This is a genomic window from Dysgonomonas sp. 521, assembly GCF_010501055.1.
Taxonomy (GTDB): domain Bacteria; phylum Bacteroidota; class Bacteroidia; order Bacteroidales; family Dysgonomonadaceae; genus Dysgonomonas.
Genome location: NZ_QVMO01000001.1, coordinates 14,659 through 39,842 on the forward strand (window position 1 = coordinate 14,659; position 25,184 = coordinate 39,842).

The window sequence follows — 25,184 nt, forward strand, 5'->3', positions numbered from 1 at the left end:
CGCTAAATATATAATTTACAAGCCACAAAAATACTAAAAAATCAAACTAAAAGCACCACTTTGAACAACATCATGATAAGTAATATTTAGTTTTTGACATTCTTTAGCCAATCTGTAACGGCTATATGCTGATAATGAAGCATCTAAAATTATATTTTCGACATCAAGGAGTTGAGTTAAAGAATATAAAGAGAAGTTGTTGTCGTGGGTAAGCACCAGATTATGCACTCTCAGTTTATTTTCCGTTTCCTTATTATGCCATACATCTGATGAAAGGATCAGGATATTATTATCATGAAAACCAATATACTTATATCCTGTGGATATATCGCTATCCGACAGGCAGCTTTCGCTGTTCCCTATATTCCACCTTACCTCCGGGGCCTGCCTTCTGTTATATACAGTGAACATATCCGGTTTGGTTTTCAGATTATTATATATATGGCTCCCCAATAGTAGCAATATAGCGGATAGAGTGATGACGAATGATTTCAACCTCTTGTGTATCAGAAACATTAACAGACCTGTTATTATTACAAATATCAGGAGTAAATCGGCAAGGCTGACCTTTACACCTTGTACCAAAGCATGGGGCAGATTCTCCAATATCCCGATAGCGGAAGTCATAAGATAAACCAACAGTTGCAAAGCTTTAACAGGAAGATAGTAAAGATAGAATGTTAAGTCAGGCAATATAAGGCTCAACACCTTAGCCAAAGCAATAGCACCTACCGCATACATTATCAAAGAAACCAACGGCACAATAACCAGATTCGCTACAAAGAAATAAGTAGGGAACGTCCCGAAATAATACAGGCAAATAGGGAATGTAGCCAGCTGGGCTACCAGCGAAAGTGTAAACATTTGCCAGACATTCCTTATATATTTATTCTTTACCTTAACCAAAGCGGAGGCTTTCGGCTGCAGATACAGAATGGAAAGGACAGACATAAAACTAAGCTGGAATCCTATATCAAACAAAGAAAACGGATTGACCAGAAGCATAAAGAAAGCGGCGATAAATAAAGCATGTATTGAAAAGTTCTTTCGCCCGAATATCTCCGAAGCGCAGAAGATACTCAGCATGGCGCTTGCCCTTACCACGGAAGGAGGCAACCCGGTAATGAAAGCATATACCCAAAGCAACAGAATGGTCAGTAGCGGCTTTATCCAATAATACTTTGCGCTGCGCCTGACAAAGCCGAGCAAGGACGCGATCATCATATAGATTATACCCACATGCAACCCGCTGACTGATAATACATGCACTGTTCCGGTCGTTCTGAATCCCTGTTTCAGGTCATCAGTCAGGTCATTTTGGTAGCCAAGTGTCAGCGCTGATAAGATGGCATATTCCGTATCATTAAAACCTAAAGACTTATAGAAGCGGAGTATCACCTGCCTGCAACGTAATGCCTGACAGTTGAACGAAGACGAAACTTCCCCTGTAACCTTGTATGAATCAGACGGTACATAGACTGAGCCTACAAAATTCTGATTGTACATATAACGGACATAATCGAAATCGTCGGGATTGCCCATATTCCTGAATGGCTGTATCTTTCCATAAAACAGGAATTCGTCTCCGGGCTGTAAACGGCTGGCTTCCAACGAATCCCTTTGAAAATAACAGACTATCTGCCTGTCCTCTTTGGGGAGACAGACCCTGTAGGCCGTTGTCTTTGGCTTTTCCTGCGGTGAGTCTGTTACAATGCCTTTGTAGATTCGGGCATCATCCGGATAGGCAAACTCCGATAATTGCTGGCGATACGCGGTCGCCGAAATGCCGATGCCTGTTATTGCAAATATTACCCCAAAGCCGAATAGCCACCGTAAAGAGAATTGCCTGTCTTTGGGGACGAAATAAGATAAAAGCATAACCAATATTCCGATCAGAAAAAAGACTATGCTTAGATATTCTATCTTTAAATAATACTGGAATAATATCCCCGCAATCAGAGGGATCAGGAGAAAAAGGAAAGGTATTTTGGACAATGGATTGCGCATCCCAAAATATCAGTTATTATTCCAGATTTTTCAGTTTATGTATCATCGCTGTCGGGTTTGCGTCCGCAAATACGGCATTTCCGGCTACAAGCACATCCGCTCCTGCTTCTACCAAACGTTTTCCGGTTTCCAGATTTACACCGCCATCCACTTCGATAAGCGTGTGCAGCCCTCTGCGGACAATCATATCCTTCAGGCAGGCAACCTTGTCCAAAGTCCGTTCGATAAACTTTTGCCCGCCAAATCCGGGATTGACCGACATCAGCAGCACCATATCCAGATCTTGCAGGATATCGTCAAGCAAATGAACCGGAGTATGAGGATTCAGCGTAACGGCCGCTTTCATACCCGCCTCATGGATTGCCGAGATGGTGCGGTGTAAGTGTACACAGGCCTCGTAATGTACATTCATCATATAGGCTCCTGCATCTTTTACCACGGGGATATACTGGTCGGGATTAACTATCATCAGGTGCACATCCAGAGGCTTCTTCGCTATCTTGCTTATTTGTTTGATTATAGGGAAACCAAATGAAATATTGGGAACGAATGTCCCATCCATCACATCGCAGTGAAACCAATCGGCTTCACTATTGTTTACCATTTCTATATCGGCCTGCAGATTCAGGAAATCAGCAGATAATAATGACGGGGCTACTTTATGTTGCATGTTAATATAAGTTACTTTGCCCTGCGGGCAGTTACTGGTTACAAATCATCTATATGAATGATTATAGCAAAAGTAGTAAAAATGAATAAGGCTGAAAAACAAAAAGGCACAAACATCATTTGTCTGTACCTCTTATTCTTTTACCTGAAGAAACCTTAATTTATACAAAACCCATTCATTGGTTTTGGCAGGGATTTCTCAACATAGTATGTGCGTGCAAATTGCTTGATAAAGTCCATTGTACTTTTAGCAGGTGCGACAACCTCGCTTTCACAATCAAAGCCTTTGCACAGTTTCCGGGTAGAGACTTTTTTCATAGGCTATTTCCTTAATAAGTTAAATACAGAAATTTAATAACATATTTTTGAGTTACAGCTTACACTGGTGGTTCACTCACAAAATAATGAATAGGTCTGTGACCTTAAGTTAGTTCTATTTAAGAAACGCCTTGCTTATATTGTTATTGTTTACAGACTAAATTTTAACATTTTAGCTCATCCGGCTCTTATAATCTTCGTAATCGAACTCCCTGTATATTTCCAGTTGGTTATGCCTGTTCCACAAAGCGATAGCGGGATGCGATATGCCATTAAACATAGTAGTTTTCACAATCGTGTAATGAATCATATCCTCGAAGATAATCTTATCCCCAACCAAAAGAGGTTCGTCGAAAGACCACTCTCCTACGAAGTCGCCACTCAGGCAACTGCTTCCTCCCATGCGGTAAGTCGGCAGTCCTTCTACAGGCTCCTGATACGCCCCTCTGATGTGAGGCTTGTAAGGCATCTCCAGGCAGTCGGGCATGTGACAGGCAAAAGAGACATCTAGTATAGCCGTCTTTATTCCCCTGTTTTCCACTATATCCACAACGGTAGAGACTAATACGCCCGTCTGCCAAGCAAAAGCGCTTCCCGGCTCCATTATTATTTCCAGATTCGGATACTTAGCCTTAAATGACTTCAACAGACTGATCAGGTGCTCCACATCGTAATCTTTGCGGGTCATCAGGTGTCCGCCTCCCATATTGAACCATTTGACCTGTGGCAACAGATGTCCGAACTTTTGCTCTATTACCTCCAGCGTCTTCTCCAAGTCATAAGACGACGATTCGCACAATGTATGGAAATGAAGTCCTTCTACTCCTTCAGGGAGTTTATCGCCCAGTTGGTCAACCGTAACACCTAGGCGAGAGCCGGGAGTAGCGGGATTATAGAGGTCAGTCTCCACTACCGAAAATTCGGGATTGATACGCAGTCCGCAGGAAACTTTCTTCCTGTATTTCTGCGCTTCGGGATAGAACCGTTCAAACTGAGACAGGGAATTGAATGTGATATGGCTGCTGTACCGCATAAACACCGGAAAATTCTCGTGTGTATAGGCCGGAGAAAAGGTATGTGCCATGCTTCCCATTTCTTCGTATGCCAATTGTGCTTCATATACCGAACTGGCTGTAGAATGTGGGATATATTGCCTGATAATTGGGAACGACCTCCACATGGCAAACGCCTTAAATGCCAGTATTATATTAACTCCTGCCCTATCCTTTACCGATTTGATCAGTTCAAGGTTCTTTCTGAGCAGTTCCTCTTCCATCACAAAACAAGGTGACGGCACTTTATTTATTTCTATCATCGCTTCTATCTATGCTTATTCAATTTTTTAAACTAATCTCAATAAAAAGTAGCAAAGGTACACAGTACATGACAAAAAACAGAATATATCTTTGATATTGCCCTTTAAATGTATGTGAAATATTTTTTGTCATGTACTATGCAAAAAAATATTATAGTTTTTTTATCCTATCAATCCGACATTAAAATTAAATATAAATAATTAAGCATCAGCTTGTTATATTGAGATGAAAGTTGTATATTTATGATTATCAACAATATAAATGAAATGGCAACTAATTATTCAACAGACTTAACAGATGCTCAATATGATACAATATTACAGATAATGGGTAACAATCGCAAACGAAAACACTCTCTGAGAGAAATATGGAATGCAATTTTATTTGATTAGATTCTTACTACTTTATCCACTATGCTTTCAAAATCTTTCAGGTGGGTAGCCATCAAAATAGTAATATCAGGATATTGACGTTTAATATTTTGGAAAATCGCGATTGCGTTTTCTGAACTGATACCGGCTGTCGGTTCATCCACAACCAGCAATTGTGGATTTTTGAGCAGTGCCTGTGCAAGCAACAGCTTTTTTCGCTGTCCGCCACTCAACGTTTCGCCATTTTCTCCCAACCATGTTGCCAAACCTTCAGGAAGTGATAGCCGCCAGCTTGTTAAATCAACTGTATCCAATGCTTGTTCAATCGCTTCATCGGGATAACTTTCAAAATTTTCACGCAATGTTCCGGTAAGCAAATAAGCTTTCTGGGTAACATAGATACATTCGGGCACAGGTAAATGCGATAGCTCTACATTGGCGTTCCATATTAATGAGCCACTACGGCGGTATTCTGGATAAAAAAGGCTGTTTAGCAAAGTGGTTTTTCCTTTTCCCGTCTCCCCAAAAAGGGCGATCCATTCTCCTCTTTTTATCTCCAGGGACACTTCGCCGGTTTGTACAGGTGTTTCAGGTATTTTCGCACTGAAATTCTTTAAACTTAAATTTGCCAGATTGGAACGAACCTCTACTTTTTCTACAGGTCGCTTCCCTTCTTTGATAATAGTGTCAATATCCCTGATCTGATGAGCGACCGAACTTTTCTCCGATTTTCCCGAAAAAAGCATTTCAGATAATTCGGCTTGCGCCATAATTCCGAAGAAAATTCCAATAGCAGTAGGGGTGTCTATGTTGTAATTGCTTGAATTCCAAAGCAAGAATGTAGCTATATAACTAAAGCCAAGTCCGGCAATCAATTGCAGGTTGAAAGAATTGGTTTGTAGCTTATTCTCCAATCGTTCTAGCTGAGTTAACCTCTGCTCATATTGTCCGATTACTTTTTCCTCCATATCGTATTTCGAGATTTCTATACGGCCTCTGAAACTTTGGATGAGTTCCTGATTGTTCTCTTCGCGCTGTATCTTCAATTCTTCATAGAGTTTTCTGTTTTTTTGAAAGAACAATTGCGGAATAATGAACAGAAGAATAGCTGATGAAATTAGAAACTCTATGGCAATAACCTGAGAAAATACAATAAGAAAGAAAAAGTAGATGCAAAGTGAAATTATCAGTGTGGTAAACGGCAGGAGCCACAACAGAATATGATTCAATATCTGGTCGACACCGTATGTACTATTTTCGAGTAATGCTGAATTATTATTGACCTGTTTCTTAAAATAGGGGAGATTAGCTACTGATTGAAATATTTTCAATTGTAGGCTTCTCTGGGCTTCGAGTGTGGTTTTGTGATTTTCTAATCGTTCGAAATACCTGGTTGCCGTGCGTACCAATGCAAATAAACGGATAATGGCTCCAGGTACTAAATACGAAAACACCGTGTTTGCCGTAGCGAATACCACGCTGCAAATAGCCAGAAACCATCCCGAAATAGCCGGAAGGCCGATAAATGCCATCGTCCATAGTAGCAGCAGGAAAGCGCCCAGCAGCCATTTGCCTTTCAAAGGCTGTACTATATATTTTATGATAAATTTATTCATATCTCATCTGCTCTCCCCAGTTTAAGTCCAAAATTGTAGCAGCGACGCTGTCGAACATTTTCTCGTGCGAAGCAACGATCACCAAGCGGCTTTCGGCTAATTTCAAAATCTGAGGGAGAATGACTCCGACAGTATCAGCGTCCAGATTCGCTGTTGGCTCGTCTAAAATTGCTATCGGCCTTGGATGCATCATCATCCGTGCAAGCGTGATCAACTGTTTCTCACCGCCTGAAAGCTGTTTGCCATTATGGCTCAACCCGCTTTGCCAGCCGTCTTCCTTTTTTGCTAGAATCTTATTCAGAAATTCGGGATATTGGCTGTATGTATCGGTTTCTTTTTCAAGGAAAACGTTGTATCGCAGCGTACCATCAAAGATGAAAGGGAACTGGTTCATATATGATGAGTTCGCTTTCAGCCATTGGTGCGACCACTCATTGTCTTTTCCGTTTACGGAAACAGTACCATCTTTAGCAAATAAACTTCCGGTACAGATTTTTAGTAATGTGGATTTTCCCGAACCTGAAATTCCTTTTACCAGTACTAAACCTTTCGTAGGTAGGCTCAGGCTGATATTGTGCAGAACTTTTACCGGCGAATCGGGATAAGCGAAGTTCAAACCATTGATCTCAAAGTTTCTAAGCGCTTCGTCTGCATCTGCTAAAGGAGCATTATCAGTTTCGTCCAATATGGGCATTATCAGTTTTGCCGATGCCAAAGCCCTGTTCCGGTCATGGTAAGCGCTCACAAACTTCCGCAAATAGAAGAAAAAGTAAGGGGCAAGGGTAAGCAGAAACAGCGCTATACGAAAATCATAACCTTTTCCGTAATTAGGGCCTGTCATAATTCCAAGAATGCTCATACCCAAATAAATGGCAACGGCAGCGATACAAATTGTGACGAAAAGCTCCAGTACGGCTGACGACAGAATGGCAACCTGCATCACGTTCGTAGTCGCTTTATTCAGTGCCTTACTTTTCTCCGACAAGAAACGGTATTGAGGTTTGAAGTTATCTAAATTGACAATTTCGGCGATGGTCTGTAGCCGGTTGTAGAAGACAGCTGAATATTTCAGGAAAAGATTGATATGCTTTTTATGAAGTGCTTCGGCACCTATCCCAATAATAATCATTTGCATAGGAATGACCAGCAACGAGATCAATAACACAACGCCAACCCATTTTTCGACCCAGAAACAAACGACCAATAATAATATACTGGACAAGATTGAAGCGATGGAGTATGGAATAAAAAAGGCGAAATAGGCCTTCAGGTCATCACTTATCCTGGTAACGAACAAAGTGCTTGATATAGAGTCTAATTTACTATTGTTTAGTAATATCGGATAAATCTTTTTTTTGACTTTCGAAACAATAAGGTTCCCCGCGCTATAGTTGAGCAATGATGCAAGATGAGCAAAAATGTACCTGCCAGTGAGAAATACCAATGCATATAACAATGTGTTTGGTAAAACTAAGCCATCGCTAAGCCATGAAGCGGCAAATGCCGACAAATACCAGCAAAATACAACGAAGCATCCCACGCTTATAATGGTAAGCGCCGAAGCTGAAACATATGCATATTTTGCCTCAACTATCTTTTTATTTAGCCATCGGGAAGCGCTTTCCTGACTTGAACTCATTAATTATTATTTTTAATTTCCATTTCCACTGTATGAAAATGAGGCTGCTCTAAGTAAACTGAGCGGTTTAATTTTATTACTAACAAAGATAATTATTTATATAAAACAATGATTGATATAAATATAATCGATATCTTGATTGCATTTGTTTGTCCCTTTAGGGACTGAATGTTGGTAGAAAAAAGCTTTAACCGGTTAATTGCGTGCCGTCAGGTACGCAATATCTACAGAACAATTCACATTTTGTACCTGACGGCACAAAAAAACGAATTTCATTCATGTTTCTACCAATATGATGTGCCTAACGGCACATTTAACCCTTGATTCGCATTATTCATAATAAGAGATTACCTGTCCACTGATCTGTATAAGAGATATTTCGCATAGCTTTGTGTTATATTCCGCTTGTACAAGACGCTCCTCAGCTTCTAACAAACTATTCTGGGCTTCGCGCAACTCTATACCCGAAAGGTCGCCCAGCTTATAACGTTCAATAGCTATCTCATGGTTTTCCCGGGCTGTTTCCACGTTTTCCTTTTCCAGATTGGTTAACTCTATATTGTTCCTGTAGGCCATCCACATATTTGACAAATCTGCTTTCAGCGAAAGAATGGTTTGCTCATATTGCAGTTCCTTGTTTTCTATCTCTATCCGGGCATTCTTCTGTTTTCTTTTCCTGTTAAATCCGCTAAAAAGGTTAAATCCTACCGTCAGGCCATAGGTCAGTCCCAGATTACTCTGGTTGTCTATTGTTCCCGTGTTATATATATTCTTTGTATATCCATATCCTGCATTTAGCTTCAGGTATGGATAATTTTCACTCTGCGCTGTTTTCAGATCCAATACGCTGAGGTTCTTGTTCTTGTCCGAAAGGAGGAGGAATGTGTTGGAAGACAATGTCTTTTGCCAGATACTTTCTTTGTTTAAGAATTCATTGAAATTTATAACAGAGTCGGTGGTAACGATCAATTGTTCGATGTTGTCCGCGGCCATCATCTGGTTTAAAGAGATACGCGATGAGTATAATACCTCGTATTGTTTGATTAGCCTGGAGCTGTCACTGTTGAAGTCTATCTTTGCCTGTTGCAGGTCGAGACGTGAACCTGCTCCGATTTCGTAACGGGCTTCAACGATGCGCAACCTTTCCTTGGATAGTTTTACGGCCGATTTCAGATTGTTTAACCGGATATTTTGCTGGATATAGTTGTAGTATTCAGAAGCCAGTCCGGCAACGAAATTTTCTATTGTCAGGCGTGTGTTTAGTTCGCCCATTTTTTGCAGTTCTTTTAGCCGCTGATGGTTGGTCTGAATATTAAAACCGTCGAAAACAGTCCAGTTAAGATTGACGCCCGCATTTAGCAACTGATTATGCACACCACTGTCTTTTTCTTTTTCCCCATCGGAGAGATTCCGGGTTGTATTGTTTGCCGAACCGGAATATCCGGCCGTTAAGTCCACAGTGGGAAGATAACCTGCATTACCGATTGTGAGGTTATTATCGGAAATCTCCTGGTTATTCCGGATGATGCGTATATCATAATTTTTTTGCAGGCCTATCTCAATACATCGTTTCAGGTCGTAAACAACCTGAGCTTCAGTAATACACGGTGTAATCAATAACAGAGCGAAGAAGAATATATATTTTTTCATAAACCTAAAATTCTACATGTTGTATTTTTAATAAAAAAGTGACAAAAGTGACAACTTTTTCAATGCTTTTATTTGTTACCTTTTCTAACTTCTGAGTAACTGTTTAAATTTTATTCGTTCAAATTTTTAGAGATGTTTTAGAGATGCTTTTTTTCTTCCTCGAAACGATAATAGCGGGCTATTTACATACGCTTTGCTCCTGTGACCGCTGGTTGAGTTGAGAGAAAGGAAAAAACAGCCGAAAACAGACTAAAAATGAACGAAGAAAAAGGTATAATAAAATATTCGTTATAAAATTTAAACAGTTACTGAATATCTCGAACACCTTTATAATAGATAAATTTAACCATTTATCTTTAAATCCCGTTTCTCCCTGTTGGTAGAAATATACATGTACATCGCAGGTACTATAAATATGGTAAGCAGCGTGGAAACCATCATGCCACCGATTACTGCCACCCCCATAGCCATGCGTCCGTTGGCACCTTCAGCGCTGGCAAATACCAACGGTAGCAATCCCAGTACAGTAGAAAAGCTGGTCATCAATATCGGGCGCAGACGCTGGACTGCCGCTCCCTGAATGGCTTCCAGTTTACTCATTCCGGCTTCCTGCCGCTGGTTGGCAAATTCTACGATCAGGATACCGTTTTTTGCAACCAGCCCGATGAGCATAATAATACCGATCTGGCTGAATATATTCATCGTTATGTCTTTGACGTGCATAAACAGTAATGCGCCTGCAATGGCTAAGGGAACTGTAAGCATGATTACAAACGGGTCTTTGAAACTTTCGAATTGTGCAGCCAGAATTAAAAAGATGAGCAATATCGCCAATATAAAGGCAAACATCAGGCTGGACGAACTTTCGCGAAAATCTTTAGAGTCTCCGGCTAGCGCCGTGCGGAATGTATCGTCCAGCGTCTCTTTGGCTATGCGGTCCATCTCGTCCAACCCCGCGCCTATAGTAACTCCCGGCGCTAATCCGGCGGAGACTGTCGCCGAATTGAAACGGTTGTAACGATATAATTGCGGAGGAGCCACATTCTCTTCAAGGTGTACCAGATTATCCATCTGTATCATATTTCCTGAAAGGTTCTTCAAGTAGATCGATTTTAATTCCAGCGGAGTATTCCGTTGTTGACGGTTAATTTCCCCTAATATCTGGTATTGTTTCCCATTCATATAAAAGTATCCCATACGCTGACCGCTGAGCGCATATTGTAAGGTTTCGCCTATATCGCGCGTGCTGACCCCCAATAACGCGGCCTTATCCCTGTCGATAATAATACGGGTTTCGGGTTTGGTAAACTTGAGATTGACGTCTGCCATCTGGAACATAGGGCTTTCCTGTACCTTTTTCATAAATAGGGGAATGAATTCCTCTAGTTTTTCAAGATTTGTAGCCTGTAATACATACTGTATAGGCATACTTGAACGCCTGCCCCCAAATGTAGACTGTTGCTGGACGAATGTACGGGCGGCAGTCTGTCCCCTTACTGCTTTTGTCAATTCATTTGCTATTTCCATCTGGCTTCGCTGGCGGTCTTTGATGTCGGGCAGGCTCATGTTTACCATTCCGCCGCCAGTCCATACACGCATGGTGTTGATAAGCCTTTCGGGTGCAACGGAGTCTGCTATGACAGCTATTTTTTCTGTATAGTTCCTGTTATATTCATATGTAGAACCTTCAGGCCCGCTTGTACGTATCGTTACTTGCGAACGGTCTTCCAATGGAGCCATTTCGGACGGTATGATATTAACCAGATACCCTATTCCTGCCAGTGTAAGGGCGATAACAGGCCAGATAATGAATTTGTTTTTGAGGAAATGTTCCAGTCCGTTATGATAGCCGTTGGTTATCCACTGGAAGAATGGCTCCGTTTTGCGGTAGAACCATCCCGGCTGATCTTTCTTTTTCAACAGCTTTGTAGATAACATCGGGGTAAACGTTAAAGCTACGAAAGCCGAAATCAGTACAGCTCCGGCAACTACAATGCTGAACTCGCGGAACAAACGCCCCGTCATACCTTCGAGGAATACAATAGGGAAAAATACGGCCACCACTGTAATCGTAGTGGATATAACGGCAAAGAATATCTCTTTAGAACCCTCTATCCCGGCTTCCCTTGGGGTCATCCCGCCTTCTATCTTCAGGTAAATGTTTTCTGTGACCACAATCGCGTCATCTACCACCAACCCTACGGCAAGCACTACGGCAAGCATGGACAATACATTGATGGAGAAGCCCGCGACATACATCACAAAGAACGCGCCAACCAATGACACCGGGATAACAACACACGGAACAAGGGTCACGCGCCAGTCGCGCAGGAAGAGAAAAATGATGATAACAACGAGCAAAAACGCGATATAGACCGTTTCTTCAACTTCGGCTATGGATGCACGTATAAATTTGGTATTGTCAAAAGCTACATCTATAAAGACATCCTCCGGTAAATCTTTTCTGAGCTGTTCGAGGCGAATCATCGCTTCGTTGGAAATCTCTATCTGGTTTGCTCCCGGCTGGGGTATAATTACGGTACTCACGGCTGGTATACCGTTGCGGCGCATGATGCTGCGATGATTCTCCGTTCCCAGTTCGGCGGTACCTACATCCTTAAATCGTACAACATTATAATTATCTTCTTTGATAATCATATTGTTAAACTCTTCAGGGGTTTGCATCAGTCCGAGTGTACGAATAGATAGTTCCAGGTCATTCCCTTCGATGCTACCTGACGGTAGTTCCACATTTTCCCTGTCAACGGCCTTTTTTACATCCATTGGGGTAATTCCGTAGGATGCCATTTTAACAGGGTCGAGCCACAAACGCATCGAGTAGCGGTTTTGTCCCCATATCTCCACCGAACTAACATTCGGAATAGTCTGCAACCGTTCCTTTACCGTCAATTCGGCTATTTCGCTCAGTTCGAGCAGGGAACGTTTTTCGCTCTGGATACTGATCTGTATAATAGGATTGGCATCCGCATCGGCTTTCGATACGGTAGGAGGGTCACAGTCGCGTGGAAGGTAGCGTTGCGCGCGCGATACCTTGTCGCGTACGTCATTCGCTGCCGTTTCCAGATCTACGGATAGCTCAAATTCAACGGTGATACGGCACGAACCCTGGCTACTGCTACTGGTCAGCGACCTGATACCCGGAATCCCATTGATATTCTGTTCGAGCGGTTCAGTTATCTGGTTTTCGATTATTTCAGCATTCGCTCCCGGATAAGATACGTTTACCGAGATAATTGGGTTGTCTATATTCGGGTATTCCCGTACTCCAAGGTAAGTGTATCCGATCATCCCCAGCAGGAATATGACCAAAACAAATACAGTGGCTAGTACCGGGCGTTTAATACTTAATTCTGATACGGTCATTTTTTTTGTATTTCCAGATTTCAGCTTTCAAGATTTCCTCTGCTTTCCAAAAATCTTGAAATTTTGAAACCTGAAATCTTGAAACTTAAAATATCCTTATTCATTTTCTATAAAATTATCTATCATCACAGGCAGTCCGTCACGCAACTGCATTACGCCGGTAACCAACAACGTGTCTCCTACGTTCAATCCGTTCAATATCTGTATAGATGATGCTGTACGCATTCCTTTTTTTACAGCTACCTGATGCGCCTTTCCGTCTTTGTATACATAGGCTATATCGCGTCCCATTTCGGCAACGGTAGAAAGGCTTGGTATTACCAGTGTATTCTTTATCTCCTGAAGCTTGATCTCAATATTGGTGGATAAGCCTGGCTTTAGCCTACCTCCCGGATTAGAATACAGGGCACGGGCTTTCAGCGTAAGCGTCTGCCTGTCCAGATTGGACTCTACGGCATATACAGTAGCCTGATATTTGTTCAGGTCGTTGTCGAATGTAAAGGTCAGGGGAGTTCCCGGTTTTACATTATTTACCTGTGATTCATTCACGGAAAACTCGATTTTCAGCGGGGTGATCCGTGTCAGCCTCGAAATGATGATCGTAGGCGAGGCGTATGTCCCTTCGCTCACCTGCCTCAACCCGATAACACCATCGAACGGCGCGCGCAACTCGGTCTGGGCTATTCTTGTCTTCACCAGTTCTATATCGGCTTTTAGTTTTTCAAGCTCGGTGTTTACCGATTCGTATGCTTCCTGACTGACAGCGTCTTTTGCCAATAAGGCTTTTTGCCGATAAACCCGGTCTTCGGCCAATGGAACCTGAGCTTCCAGTTTCAGTAATTCAGCCTGTAAGGGTTTGTCATTCACTTTTGCCAGAAGTTGCCCTTTTTTTACGTTCGAACCTTCTTTAAAGTGTATTTCCGTAATTTTTCCGGATGTTTCGAAAGAAAGGTCAACTTCCTCATCGGGTATCAGTAATCCTTTTACGCGGATTACTTCATTCAGATTTTCATACTTCAACACTTGGGCGTTTACGTTCAGTATTGTTCTGCCCCTTCCGCCACCGCTTACACTCACAGGGGCAGACGTATCATCTGCACTGATGAATGCCTTAATCTTAGGGTAGAATGCCATGCCGGCTATAAATAGGACAATGACGATAATGAGGGCTATTTTCGTTTTTTTATTCATAGTAAATTATTCTGTTTTGGGCTGATGTAATAGATTTCCCAGAAGTACGATGTGAAATAAGTAAAAAGGTTTAATTGTAAAGTAAAATTTTAGTATTTCTTTACATTGATAAACAAAATTTAAAACAGGTGTTTCTGAAATAAAAGCCCAATGCATTGATACATTGGGCTTTTGTGGAATAATGATAAATCTAAACAGGCTCTTATATTTATAACTTATCAGCTATACTTTTTATAAAGGCCGTAGCTTCAGCTACTTTATCTCCGTTTTCGGAAAAAATGCCTATTATATATTGTCCTTTCCATACTACAGGTATATCCCCGTTGTATCTGTCGGTAATGGTAAGCTCGCCTTGCTGAAAATCCGGAGACTGTTTTGTGAATGTAAAGTATTTATCCAATGTTTCTTTCGCCCCCTCTTCCGATTTTCCGTCTATAATAAATGCCTGGAATGTTTTCCCGTCTTTACTATATTTAGATGTGTATACCGATTTTAGAAATTCGTGGCCGATATAATTGGAAGTGGTATACGTTTCACTGTGCGGGATTTTATCCTCGGCAGGCAAAAGCTTAATGAGTGCAGGATAACCGGCTTCGGGGTCTATCTTCTTAGATAATTCTTCGGCTATATTCTGCAATACAGCACTCACATTTTCGGCAGAACTGCTCCACATCTTAACATATATGTTCCCGGCAAAGAAAAATATCCCGTTATCATCGCCCTGAGCTTCCCCGGCAAACGGGTAGAATGTGAGATCGGGCGAACGTTCTGACGCATACATCCCAAAAGCGTCTTCGGGCGAGGCATGGCGGTAAGCCTGAATTGTTATATAATCATCCCCCCTGGTGTATTCCATAGAGGTCATCTCCCTGAAATTATTTTCGATAAACAGGGGAGCCGCCCCGTTTATACGGTCGAACAGGTTATCAGGGCTGAATATTTCCACTTTTTCAGAAACCGTCCATCCTCTTACGGCCGGGAGATATGATTTTAGTTCGTCAGGTGTTTGTGCCAACAGGCAATGACATACGCTGATAAATATAGTGAGCGTTACTATAAACTGTTTCATATACTGATATTCTGAATTAGGTTAAGAATTCGTTTGGTACCTGCATAACCGGGGTGATGGCGGCTATTTTTTCTCCTACATTAAAGCCTGACGGACATTTAACTTTGCAACTGTCGCAGGATGAACATAGGTCTTGTGGCAGGTTCAATTCAGCCAGAGTTTCTTTCGACAACTGCGAATACTTATATCCGTAAGTGTACATATACGCCCGCATTATATCGGGGATAGGGAGTTTTTCGGGACATTGCTTCTTGCATTCCCCGCATTGCTGGCAAAACATCATTTCTTTCTCTGCCAGTCCGGCTATATACTCTTTGTCAGCATCGGTCAGGCATGAGTCTCCGGCGGCGGCAAGGCATTCGTCCAACTCGTCATAATTTGTGAATCCGGGTATGGCTGTCGTTATATGCTCATTATTCCATGCCCACCTGAGGCAGGCCTGCGCGTTGATTTTTTTCTTGCCGTCGGCGTCTTCTGTGCCTCCGGTCATCGTTTTCATAGCAACAAGGCCAATACCGGCTTTTGCTGCCCTCTCTATCGCAGCATCTGTTTCGGGCAGGTTGTGCAATTTGAAATTGTAACTCAACAGTATTACATCATATATTCCGGCTTCTACGGCCGCGTCTATTTGCTCCGGTTTATGCGCATGGGTCGAGAATCCGAGAAAACGGCACTTGCCTTCTTCTTTAATTTTCTTCAGTGCTTCTACAACCCTGCTGTCGCCTATTTCTTCCGTTGTAGAATATGCATGAGCATAGAAAATATCCACATAGTCCATTTTAAGGCGTTTGAGGCTCAGTGTCAGTTTTTCATTCAGATCCTGCTCGAAATTATCTTTTAACGGATAGTCGAATTTCACTTTTGTCCCGATAAAGTAGCTGTCGCGGGGTTTCCCTTCGAAAAAAGTTCCTACCATTTCTTCGTTTCTTCCGTTTTGATATCCGTGAGCCGTGTCGAAGTGGAATATGCCCGAATTATAAGCTGCACGCAGAAGATTCGGGTTGTCGGCACGCATTACTCCCATACTCAGAATCGGAATCCGGATGCCTGTCTTGCCGAGAGTGCGCACCGGAAATTGGTTAACTGCAGCATTGCTTGTATTCTTACTTAACGAAGATGCTGTTGTCTCAGGAATAAGGATTGCTCCTGCACCAACAGTGGCCGAAAGCCGGAGGAAATCTCTTCTATTAACGCCTTTCTTTTTCATGGTTTGATTGTAGTAAAGTAACAGATAGAATTTAGTAATATGTTTTCAGTGTTATAACTGGCTCATGTTGTTATGCTTACAAAATGATTAAGCAGGTCAGCCAAACTATATTTGTTAATCAGGTATCAATTTCAACAGAAATGATAATATGTGTATTCTGTGCTATTTGATTTTTACAAATATAACAATATATTTCAAATCAGCGTATTACGGAGGTAATAAAATGTAGGATAGAAATGTAGGATTATTGCAATATACTAAAAATAGTTATTTAAGGGAATGGAATCTTTACAGGTATGTCCGATATTCAAATGAGATGCTTATATTTGTAAATATTTTAAGAGCCTGTTTAAATTTTAGCGAAAATTTTTATTACAGGTTCTGGTCAATAGTTCTTAGCAATTTTTTATGCTCTTTTTAGCGTATTTCCCCCTTTTTACTCTTGGTTTAGCCCGCTAAACCGGCTAGCAAAAATGATAAAATCCATCTAAAAATAGCTATAAAAAAGATTTGCTATTAAAATTTAAACAGACTCTTAATAAGTAGCCTAAATATAAAAAATACCTCATGAAGAAAAATGTTTTTCACCTCAAAACAAAGCAGTTGAAGGAAATTGCCCTGTCGCTTCAGGCAAAAGTAGAAACCGGACTTAATAAAGAGGATACCGAAATACAATGTATTCCGACCTTTATTAATCCCAAGACTTCGAATATAAACGGCAAAGCTACAGTGCTTGATTTGGGAGGAACTAATTACAGGGTAGCGGTAGTTGACTTTGTAGACGGCAAAGCGGAGATCCATCCCGAAAATGGCTGGAAAAAAGATTTGTCAGTAATGAAAACTCCTGGTTTTACTGAAGAAAACCTGTTTAAGGAACAGGCAGACCCAATAGGAGAGATCAAACGTGAAGAAGAAATGCCTATCGGTTACTGTTTTTCTTATCCTGCACAATCGATGCTGGATGGCGACGCCGAACTACTGCGTTGGACAAAAGGCGTGGATATCAAAGAAATGGTTGGAAAACCAGTTGGACAGCCATTGGTAGACTATCTGAATGCCCGGAATACAGTGAAATTTAATGGTATAAAAGTAATTAATGATACTGTCGCAAGCCTATTTGCGGGATTAACGGATACAAGTTACGATGCTTATATCGGATTGATTGTTGGTACCGGAACCAATATGGCTACTTTCATCGATGCCGACAAAATAAAGAAACTGAATCCTGACTATAAGTTAAGCGGATTGATCCCTGTAAATCTTGAGTCCGGAAATTTCTTTCCTCCGCATTTAACATCTATAGATGATATGGTTGACGCATGTTCGGATACAAAAGGTGAGCAGCGCTTCGAAAAAGCGGTATCAGGAATGTATCTGGGCGAGATACTAAAATCGGTTTTCCCGTGTGACGAATTCGAACAACGTTTCGATGCGCAGAAACTGACTAACATAATGAATTATCCTGATATCCATAAGAAGAGATATGTAGAGGTTGCCCGTTCGATATACGAGCGTTCTGCAAAACTTGTTGCCGCGTCTATTGCGGGCTTGGTTATAGTTTTGGTGTCTCACAACCCTTCTATAAAGAAAGTAAGGCTGGTAGCCGAGGGTAGCTTATTCTGGAGTGAATACCGGAAAGGGAAAGATTATAAAGACATGGTTATGTCTGAACTGCAAAAACTACTGGCAGAACTGGGACACACCGATGTGCATGTGCATGTAGCCCAGATGGAGAATGCAAATCTTATCGGTTCGGCCATTGCGGCACTATCGTGATGCGATAATATGATATAGATATATAACGGGATTCATTTTCAAAATGAATCCCGTTTTTGTATTATAAGAAACTGTTTAAATCACTTTTTATAAGTATTTTTGCTATGTAATTAAATTTTTACCTATAGTAGTATATGACAATTTTAGACAAAGCGGTTGCAGCACTACCTGCGAAAGGATACCTGGATATGGAAATCCCGAAGGGTATGAACCTGATAGAAGAAATAAATAAAATGCGCAAAGAAAAGAATGCGATTATTCTGGCGCATTATTATCAGACAGGGGATATACAGGATATCGCCGATTTTTTGGGCGATAGCTTGCAGTTGGCACGCGCCGCGGAAAAAACAGAGGCAGATATGATCGTGTTCTGCGGAGTACATTTTATGGCAGAAACAGCTAAGATATTGAATCCTGCGAAGAAGGTGGTTTTACCAGACTTGCTGGCAGGATGCTCTCTGGCCGATTCGGCATCGGGAGAAGGCATTCGTGAGATGAAAAAGAAATACCCGAATGCGATAGTTGTAAGCTATATTAATTGTGATTCAAGTGTTAAAGCAGAGAGCGATATTATCGTTACTTCTTCCAATGCTGAACATATTATAAATTCGTTACCAAAAGAGCAGGAAATAATTTTTGCTCCCGACAAAAACCTGGGGCGGTACATCAACCAGGTTACAGACCGTAATATGATACTATGGGATGGGGCTTGTATAGTACACGAAGCATTTTCGCTGGAACGTATCGCACAGCAAATGCTCGACCACCCGAAAGCGAAACTTATCGCGCATCCCGAAGCGCAAAAACCTGTATTGCAGGTAGCGCACTATATAGGTTCTACAGCCAATCTGTTGAACTATGTGGTAAATGACGAGAGTCAGGAGTTCATTGTAGCTACCGAAGAGGGGATATTGCATGAAATGCGCAAGCGTGCCCCAAATAAGGCACTTATCCCTGCCTTGACGACAGATGATACCTGCAATTGCAGCGAATGCCATTTTATGAAACTGAATACAATGGAAAAGCTATACCTGTGTATGAAGTACGAACTGCCGGAAATACTAATGGATGAAGAAATCCGTATAAAAGCACTGAGGCCGATAAATAAAATGCTGGAACTGTCGCAGGCAATAAAGTAATGGTGGCGGGGTAACATGGGTAGGGTAAAATATCGTATAAAACAACATAAAAGATAAGGTGTATTACAGTGATAATACTTCTGTAAATTTATCTATTATAAAGGTGTTCGATATATTCAGTAACTGTTTAAATTTTATACGAATATTTTATTATACCTTTTTCTTCGTTCATTTTTAGTCTGTTTTAGTCTGTTTTTTCCTTTCTCTCAACTCAACCAGAGGTCACAGGAGCGAAGCGTATGTAAAAAAAGCATCTCTAAAAATTTGAACGAATAAAATTTAAACAGTTACTCAGAAGTTAGAAAAGGTAACAAAGAAAAACGATGAAAATAGTGTCACTTTTGTCACTTTTTTGACAAAGGACTGTTACCCGAGCCAGGCATGTGATTCTCTAAACAAGTGAGTAGTAATCTTTAGGAGATTGCAGAACAAGCCCACAAAGACAAAACTAAGAGTTACTTTTTTACTGTTTTTGATAGCTTAAAAACGATAAGGGCAATTATATTTTAATTAAAATTCATTACGAAATCGAATGATATACACAGATGTTTTAGTCATCGGCTCAGGAATTTCGGGCTTGTCGTACGCCTTGAAAATTGCGCAACAGAGACCTGACACAAAGATTACGATTATTACAAAATCGGACGATGAAGAGTCGAGCACTAAGTATGCCCAGGGTGGTGTTGCAGTGGTAACAAACTTTGAAAAGGACAGTTTCGATAAGCACATCGAAGATACATTGCGTGCCGGAGACGGGTTGTGTAAACGCGAAACGGTAGAAATAGTAGTAAAAGAAGGCCCCGAACGTATACGCGAAATGGTAGAGTGGGGAGCTAACTTCGACAAGGACGAGTTTCATAGCTACGATCTTGGGCGTGAGGGCGGACATACCGAAAACCGTGTGGTTCATCATAAAGATATAACGGGAGCGGAGATTGAGCGTGCTTTGCTGAAAGCGATCGAGCGGCTCGAAAACGTGCAGTTGCTTAACCATCATTATGTGATAGACCTTCTTACCGAGCATCAGGTGCCTGATACAGAGTTGGATAAATATAACCTGAATTGCTACGGCGCTTATGTGCTCGATATGAAAGGCAGCCGTATAATAAAGATGTCGGCTAAGATAACGCTGATGGCAACAGGAGGATGCGGGCATGTGTACAAGAATACTACAAACCCCATTATAGCCACCGGAGATGGTATCGGTCTGGCTCATCGCGCTAAGGCGAAAATAAGCAATATGCAGTTCATACAATTCCATCCTACGGCGTTTTACAGTAATATGACGGGGCAGTTGCCTCTTATATCCGAAGCGGTCAGGGGATTCGGGGCAAAGCTGCGTACTGCATCGGGAGAGCCTTTTATGCATAAATATGATGACCGTGAAGAACTGGCATCCCGCGATATTGTAGCACGGGCGATAGATAGTGAAATGAAATTACGCGGCGACGACTATGTCTGCCTCGATTGCCGTCATCTTGACCATCAAAAATTTCTGGAACATTTTCCGAATATATATAACCAATGTAAAGATGCAGGATTGGATATGTTCAGGGATCTGATACCGGTTGTTCCGGCCAGCCATTACCTGTGTGGCGGAATCGATGTGGATTTATTCGGTCAAAGTACGATTAAGAATATGTTTGCTGTGGGAGAATGTTCCAATACAGGACTCCACGGGGCAAACCGCCTGGCTTCAAATTCGCTTCTCGAAGCTTTGGTCTTTGCACATCGTGCGGCGCTAAAGACAGTAGAGCGGCTTACCAATGATAATTTTAACTATGCTCATCTTCATCAAATCCCGGAGTGGAATGAGGAAGGTATGGAAGTGAATGACGAAATGGTTCTGCTCAATTACCTCCGTAAGGAATTACAGTCGCTGATGAGTGACCTGGTAGGTATTGTACGTAGTAATACCCGCCTGAAAATGGCAAAGCAAAAAGAAGAAGAAATTTATAAATCGGTAAAGGAAATCTATAAATTTTCGATACTTTCGCCACAACTGTCCGAATTGAGGAACCTTGCCAGCGTGGCATACCTGATTATAACCCAAAGCATAGAACAGACAGAAAACAGAGGAACATTTTATAATAAAGATTTAGATGAAAAACAATAGACCATCATACGTAACCGACGAGAGATTATACAACTTTATAGATCAGGCTATAAAAGAAGATATAGGAGACGGCGACCATTCTACATTAGCCAGTGTGCCGGATAACCTGAAACAGCGTGCCCGCCTGATAGTAAAGCATGACTGTGTACTGGCAGGTATAGACCTGGCTCAGGAAATCTTTCACTATTACGACAAAGATCTGGAAATAGAGACGTTCAACAAAGACGGCGATCAGGTAAAGGAAGGCGACATCGCTTTTATCGTATCAGGGTCTGCCCGGTCTATTTTGACTATGGAGCGCCTTGTACTCAATTGTATGCAGCGTATGAGCGGTATCGCTACATATACGCACCGCATGGTTGAGCTATTGGCCGATACCAAAACCCGTATTTTAGATACACGCAAAACTGCGCCGATGTTCCGTATGTGTGAAAAATGGGCAGTTAATATAGGTGGAGGGAAAAACCACAGATTCGGGCTTTTCGATATGATTATGCTGAAAGACAACCACAACGATTATGCCGGAGGAATTACCAAGGCGGTGGAGGCGACAGTCAAATACCTGAAAGAAAAAGGGAAGAATCTGCAAATAGAGGTTGAAACCCGTAATCTGGATGAGGTGAAAGAAGCTCTGGCAACGGGTGCTGTCGATGTTATCATGCTTGACAACATGTCACTGTTCGAAATGAGTGCAGCTGTTCAGCTAATAAACGGGGCAGCCAAGATAGAAGCGTCGGGAGGCATAACCGAAGATATGGTACCTGACATTGCCAAAACCGGAGTCGATTATATTTCGTCAGGGGCAATCATTTATTCTGCTCCAAATATTGATTTAAGCCTGAAAGCGTTTTAGGAACTATTTGAATTTATGACAGATAAGGAAATATTATTGTTACGCCTGGCTAATCAGCAGTTAGCAGGAAGTGATATAAAAGAGCCTCACAAGCTTGTAGGGTGGATGGGGGCTATGCAGTCCCAGAATTATGAAATGGCTAAATGGGGTATCGGTTGCCGTATACAAGGCATAACGAATAAGGATGTTGAAAGATCATATGATGATGGCGATATTATACGCTTACATATCTTGCGTCCTACATGGCATTTTGTGTCCAAAGACGATATTTACTGGATGCTGTATCTGAGCGCGCACAGAGTAAAAATGGCTAATAATTCGGCTGATAAGGTATTGGGCTTAACGGATGATTTGATAAAAAAAACGAATTCTATAATAGAGAAGGCTCTCAGGGACAATGCACATCTAACGCGCGAAGAACTAAAGAATGCGATAAACGATGCCGGTATAGAGGCCGATAACCGCAGGGTTAACCATATCATGTTCAGGGCCGAAACCAGCAGCCTGGTCTGCAATGGCGCTATGAGAGGAAAAAAGCAAACATACGCTCTGTTGGAAGAACGGGTGCCTAAGACAACGGATACTTTCGATAAAGATGAGTGCCTGTATAAGTTAGCCTATAAATACTTCAGAAGCCACGGCCCGGCAACCCTTCCTGATTTTATCTGGTGGTCGGGTTTGACTACTACAGATTGCAGGCGTGCTGTGGAATTAATCAAGGACGATTTTATATTAGAGCCGGTAGGAGGGCAAACCTATATTTTCCATAGAGAATCAGTTCCTACAGATGAGGTGCATCTAATCAATTTATTGCCTGCCTTTGATGAATTTATAGTTAGTTACAAAGATCGTAAAGAGACACTTCATACAGACCATCATAAGAAGATTATCACAAGCCCGGGTATATTCCAGCCCTCTATATCCAAAGATGGTAAAACGATTGGTTCATGGAAAAAGGCTTCTACAAAGAAAGATATTATTACTGCGGAATACTTCGAACCAGTAAATAAATCTACAGAGAAGCTGATCGGTAAAGCGGCTGAAAGATTTAAGGCGTATATGCTCTAAGCATATATGAGATATATTACTAACATAAGGTATAGCAAAAAAGTGACGGCGATAAAGAAGGTGTTTATACCCATAAGAAAGAAGGATTTGATATTGGATACAGCTCTTCTTTCCCCATAAAAAACACGATTACCCCTGAAAAAATAGAAAGTTATATAAAAGAAAGAGAAACTGTATAGTAATACTTCCGGCAGGGCACTGTCAGTGTTTATCAACTCTATCAGGTACATAAGAATATAACCGATAGATATCGTAAGCAATACTACGGAGAAAAAGTGTAGCGTGAATATCCCGCTGTCGAAATAATAACGTTTCTTTTTATTGTGGAATACCCAAAGCCAGAAAGCGAAAAAGGGCATATATACAAATAGAACTTTAGGTATATTGTGGGTAAAAAAATCGATCGCCTTATCTAGCCTGTCTTTGTCTTTTATATTTGCCAGCATAGCTAACAATGTCTTATATACCTTATTATCAGGGCTTATTATTTGTTTTTCAGCTGATCTCGTCCGGTATAGAGAATCCAGCTTGAAAGCCACTTCTTCAGCAGATGTATCATCGAATAGTTCTATTTCATCATCGTTGTCTGTTTGTGTAGTTATGTCGTTGTTCTCTAGCTGTTTACCGCCTTTATTGTGTTGCGCTACCTTTTCTGTTTTTTTGCCGTCGGCATCAGATATCGTAGGCAAAAGGGTTGGAATGAAAAAAGCGGCGAAGCTTATAAATATATAGAGGGTAAAAGGATTCACATACGATTTCCTTTTACCCTTCATATATTCTACCGACAGTTTTCCCGGAGATAGGAACAGTAGTTTTGTTGTTCGCCAGAAAGAACTGTCATAATGTATAAAATCGAAAATGAAGTGAGTGAACAAATGATGGAAAGATTGCCTGCTTTCGCTGTTTTCCTGCCCGCATTTAGGACAAAAGTTACTTTCAACAAAAGCGCCGCAGTTCTGGCAAACCTTATTCTTTCTTATTTTATGTTTACTCATAGTTTTTAAGAAGGCGTTACTTACTTACTTACTGAGGCGGTAAGTGATGCCGATAGTTCCGTATGTATTTCGCAATTTAAATTTGATCGGATTCGAACCCGAATAGAAATAAGGCATTAAACCCCATGAAAGGCTTCCATAAAATCCGATTCTATTATTCAACCTGAATTCTGCACCTCCTAATAAACCGAAATCGTAATCGCGCGTATCGTCACTGAAGTCGAAGGTGGCGCCATCTCCTGTTATTTCCTGTTTTTGTCCTACCGGCGAATCTATTCTTATATATCCGTCATTGACACTGCCGTCGAATGTCGAAGAAAGTGTTTTTGCCGCATATATCCCCAGTCTTGCCTGCCATTTGGGGTTGAACGTATAAGTAGCGTATACGGGAACTGTAAGATAAGTCATATCTACGTTTGTCTTGTTTTTCCCGACAAAATATCCTGTCAGCTTATCTCCGCCGTCAGCCAGCGTAACACTTGTGTACATGTACTTTACGTGGTCTGTGACCCTCATACCTTTCCAGTCGAGTGTAAGCCCGGTGCCTACGCCCCATTTGTCAGTGAGGTTGTAAACTATATTAAGCCCTATCTGGGGATTAATCTTAGGATTATAGCTGTTTATTTCTCTTACCTCGGCCGGAATAGGCATCGGAGCTGTTGCTCCAAAGTTGAAACCTAACAGAAAGCTTAAATCCAATGTCTTTTTATCTGTATCCTGAGCCGATACACCAGTATAAAAGAATAATGCTGCAAACAGGGCTATTATATTATATTTTAATTTCATACGATAATTTCAAT

18 protein-coding genes are annotated in these 25,184 nt (G+C 41.4%); 5 read left to right on the plus strand and 13 right to left on the minus strand.

All coding sequences use genetic code 11. The features are described 5' to 3' along the window. Window positions 1-33: 33 nt before the first annotated feature. From D0T84_RS00090 to D0T84_RS00135, 11 genes are all read right to left on the minus strand, one after another. Window positions 34-2,007: a ComEC/Rec2 family competence protein gene (locus D0T84_RS00090; protein WP_163304640.1), complete on the minus strand. Its 1,974-nt coding sequence runs from the start codon at window positions 2,005-2,007 to the stop codon at window positions 34-36. A 16-nt stretch (window positions 2,008-2,023) separates the two neighbouring features. Then, window positions 2,024-2,677, minus strand: a complete 654-nt coding sequence (gene rpe, locus D0T84_RS00095; protein WP_163304642.1) for a ribulose-phosphate 3-epimerase — start codon at window positions 2,675-2,677, stop codon at window positions 2,024-2,026. Window positions 2,678-2,832: 155 nt separating this feature from the next. Continuing rightward, the gene (locus D0T84_RS22415; RefSeq protein WP_185155663.1) at window positions 2,833-2,994 is read right to left on the minus strand and encodes a hypothetical protein; all 162 of its coding nucleotides are present in this window, start codon (window positions 2,992-2,994) and stop codon (window positions 2,833-2,835) included. Between the two features lie 172 nt (window positions 2,995-3,166). Continuing rightward, complete coding sequence (gene nspC, locus D0T84_RS00100) at window positions 3,167-4,309, minus strand: carboxynorspermidine decarboxylase (protein ID WP_163304644.1); 1,143 nt, start codon at window positions 4,307-4,309, stop codon at window positions 3,167-3,169. A 389-nt stretch (window positions 4,310-4,698) separates the two neighbouring features. Next, a complete protein-coding gene (locus D0T84_RS00105) occupies window positions 4,699-6,297 on the minus strand; it encodes an ATP-binding cassette domain-containing protein (RefSeq protein WP_163304646.1) in 1,599 nt (532 codons plus the stop codon). Continuing rightward, entirely contained in the window at window positions 6,290-7,936 is a 1,647-nt protein-coding gene (locus D0T84_RS00110) for an ATP-binding cassette domain-containing protein (protein WP_163304648.1), read from the minus strand. The genes D0T84_RS00105 and D0T84_RS00110 overlap by 8 nt, the downstream gene beginning before the upstream one ends. 330 nt (window positions 7,937-8,266) lie before the next feature. After that, window positions 8,267-9,586, minus strand: coding sequence for a TolC family protein (locus tag D0T84_RS00115; protein WP_163304650.1), 1,320 nt, complete (start codon window positions 9,584-9,586; stop codon window positions 8,267-8,269). Window positions 9,587-9,928: 342 nt separating this feature from the next. Next, window positions 9,929-12,970: an efflux RND transporter permease subunit gene (locus D0T84_RS00120; protein WP_163304652.1), complete on the minus strand. Its 3,042-nt coding sequence runs from the start codon at window positions 12,968-12,970 to the stop codon at window positions 9,929-9,931. Window positions 12,971-13,066: 96 nt separating this feature from the next. Continuing rightward, on the minus strand, window positions 13,067-14,161 hold the full coding sequence (locus tag D0T84_RS00125; protein WP_163304654.1) for an efflux RND transporter periplasmic adaptor subunit: 1,095 nt from the start codon (window positions 14,159-14,161) through the stop codon (window positions 13,067-13,069). Window positions 14,162-14,369: 208 nt separating this feature from the next. After that, window positions 14,370-15,230: a DUF6599 family protein gene (locus D0T84_RS00130; RefSeq protein WP_163304656.1), complete on the minus strand. Its 861-nt coding sequence runs from the start codon at window positions 15,228-15,230 to the stop codon at window positions 14,370-14,372. Window positions 15,231-15,246: 16 nt separating this feature from the next. Next, entirely contained in the window at window positions 15,247-16,437 is a 1,191-nt protein-coding gene (locus tag D0T84_RS00135; RefSeq protein WP_163304658.1) for an aldo/keto reductase, read from the minus strand. A gap of 567 nt (window positions 16,438-17,004) precedes the next feature. Here D0T84_RS00135 and D0T84_RS00140 point away from each other — a divergent pair. From D0T84_RS00140 to D0T84_RS00160, 5 genes are all read left to right on the plus strand, one after another. Further along, entirely contained in the window at window positions 17,005-18,213 is a 1,209-nt protein-coding gene (locus tag D0T84_RS00140; RefSeq protein WP_163304660.1) for a hexokinase, read from the plus strand. Between the two features lie 134 nt (window positions 18,214-18,347). Beyond that, window positions 18,348-19,352: a quinolinate synthase NadA gene (nadA, locus tag D0T84_RS00145; protein WP_163304662.1), complete on the plus strand. Its 1,005-nt coding sequence runs from the start codon at window positions 18,348-18,350 to the stop codon at window positions 19,350-19,352. Window positions 19,353-19,884: 532 nt separating this feature from the next. Next, complete coding sequence (gene nadB, locus D0T84_RS00150; protein ID WP_163304672.1) at window positions 19,885-21,468, plus strand: L-aspartate oxidase; 1,584 nt, start codon at window positions 19,885-19,887, stop codon at window positions 21,466-21,468. Continuing rightward, complete coding sequence (gene nadC, locus D0T84_RS00155; protein ID WP_163304674.1) at window positions 21,455-22,321, plus strand: carboxylating nicotinate-nucleotide diphosphorylase; 867 nt, start codon at window positions 21,455-21,457, stop codon at window positions 22,319-22,321. The genes nadB and nadC overlap by 14 nt, the downstream gene beginning before the upstream one ends. 15 nt (window positions 22,322-22,336) lie before the next feature. Beyond that, window positions 22,337-23,389: a winged helix DNA-binding domain-containing protein gene (locus tag D0T84_RS00160; protein ID WP_163304676.1), complete on the plus strand. Its 1,053-nt coding sequence runs from the start codon at window positions 22,337-22,339 to the stop codon at window positions 23,387-23,389. Here D0T84_RS00160 and D0T84_RS00165 read toward each other — a convergent pair. Both D0T84_RS00165 and D0T84_RS00170 read right to left on the minus strand, forming a co-directional pair. Further along, complete coding sequence (locus tag D0T84_RS00165) at window positions 23,386-24,384, minus strand: DUF3667 domain-containing protein (RefSeq protein WP_163304678.1); 999 nt, start codon at window positions 24,382-24,384, stop codon at window positions 23,386-23,388. The two genes, D0T84_RS00160 and D0T84_RS00165, sit on opposite strands and share 4 nt — an antisense overlap. A gap of 24 nt (window positions 24,385-24,408) precedes the next feature. Then, entirely contained in the window at window positions 24,409-25,170 is a 762-nt protein-coding gene (locus D0T84_RS00170; protein WP_163304680.1) for a porin family protein, read from the minus strand. Window positions 25,171-25,184: the final 14 nt, after the last annotated feature.